The sequence below is a fragment of the Caballeronia glathei genome, from assembly GCF_000698595.1.
Taxonomy (GTDB): Bacteria; Pseudomonadota; Gammaproteobacteria; order Burkholderiales; family Burkholderiaceae; genus Caballeronia; species Caballeronia glathei.
Genome location: NZ_JFHC01000207.1, coordinates 1 through 1915 on the forward strand (window position 1 = coordinate 1; position 1915 = coordinate 1915).

Genomic DNA, 1915 nt, shown 5'->3' on the forward strand with positions numbered 1-1915 from the left:
GCTGCCGCTCATCGCGCTTACGCAAACGGATATCGATCGCATCGTCGACCAAGTGCCCGGCGGGCTCGCCAATGTGCAAGATATCTACGCGCTCGCGCCGCTGCAGGAAGGCATCCTGTTCCACCACATGCTGAGCACCGAAGGCGATCCGTATCTGCAAACCGCGCGCCTCGCCTTCGACAGCCGTGCACGTCTCGATGCATGGCTCGATGCCCTGCAACAGGTCGTCAAGCGGCATGACATCCTGCGCACCGCCTTCATCCACGACGCCCTGAGCACGCCCGCTCAAGTGGTCTGGCGCGAGGCGCCCGTGATGATTACGGAGATCTCGCTCGATCCGGCGCATGGTCCCGCCACCGAACAACTCGCTCGCCAGTTCGACGCGCGCTCGCAACGCCTGTCATTGGCTCAGGCTCCGCTGCTTCGGCTCACCATCGCTCGGGAGCCCGGCTCCGGGCGCTTGCTGGCGCTGCTCGTCTGGCATCACCTGATCGGCGATCACGTCACGCTGGAGGTGATTCAGAAGGAGATCAGCGCGCTGCTCGATGGTCGAGGCCACACGCTCGGCGCCGCTCAGCCGTTCCGCGATCTGGTCGCACAGGCGCGGCTCGGTGCGAGTCAGCAAGAGCATGAAGCCTTCTTCCGCGACATGCTCGCCGACGTGAGCGAACCCACGCTGCCCTTCGGCCTCACTGATGTCCACCATGACGGCTCGTCCGTCGCCGAAGTGCGCCTGACGTTGCCCGCGTCCCTCAATACGCGCCTGCGCACTCAGGCTCGCCAGCTCGGCGTGAGTCTCGCGAGCCTGTGCCATCTCGCCTGGGCGCGCGTGCTCAGTGCCGCCAGTGCAGTTGACGCCGACGGTCGCATCGTGTTCGGCACCGTGCTGCTCGGGCGCATGCAGGCGGGCGTGGATCAGGCCCTGGGCCTCTTGATCAATACGCTGCCGATCCGCCTCGACGTGAACGATGCCTCGGTCGCCGACAGCGTGCGTGACACGCATGAGCGTCTCGCGGCGCTGCTGCAGCATCAACATGCGCCGCTCGCGCTCGCTCAACGATGCAGTGGCGTGGCCGCCCCCGCGCCGCTCTTTAGCGCCTTGCTCAACTACCGCCACAATCAAGCCTCGACCAATGAGCAGCAGGCCTTCGACGGCATCGAGCTGCTCGGCGCCGAAGAGCGCACCAACTATCCGCTGATGCTGGCGGTCGAAGACAACGGCGAGAGCCTCGGACTCACCGCGCAGACCGTCGCGCCGCTGTCGCCCGAGCAACTGTGCGGGTATATGCAGCAGGCGCTCTCGAGCCTCGTGCAGGCGCTCGAGCAAGCGCCTCAGACGCCGGTGAACCAGCTCGACGTGCTGCCGCCCGAGACCCGCACCTTGCTGGTCCAGACGTGGAACGACACAGGCGCGTCCTATCCTGCGGATCTGTGCATCCATCAGCTCTTCGAGCAACAGGTCCAACGCACGCCCGATGCCATCGCGCTGGTCTTCGAAGACGACTCGCTCACCTATGCGCAACTCAATGCACGTGCCAACCGGCTTGCGCATCATCTGATCGCGCTGGGCGTGCGTCCGGAAGATCGGGTGGCGCTGTGCGTGGAGCGCGGCATCGGCATGGTCGTCGCGCTGCTCGCCATCCTCAAGGCAGGGGGTGCCTACGTGCCGCTCGATCCGGCCTATCCGGGCGAGCGCCTGAGCCACATCCTCACCGACTCCACGCCACGGCTGTTGCTCGCCGATGCCGCGGGCCGCGAAGCGCTGGGCGATACCGGTGCGCTCGCCGTGCTCGATCCCAATGCATCGCTCGACGACGCACTCCCGCAAGACGATCCTCAAACCGCTGTCGCCCCGCACCACCTCGCCTACGTGCTCTTTACCTCAGGTTCCACCGGCAAGCCCAAGGGCGTGATG

Annotated in this window: 1 protein-coding gene; it reads left to right on the forward strand. The window is 66.2% G+C overall.

Annotated features, from left to right (window positions below):
* A partial coding sequence (locus tag BG61_RS38295) for a condensation domain-containing protein (RefSeq protein ID WP_035943562.1) occupies positions 1 to 1915 on the forward strand: 1915 nt, incomplete at both ends.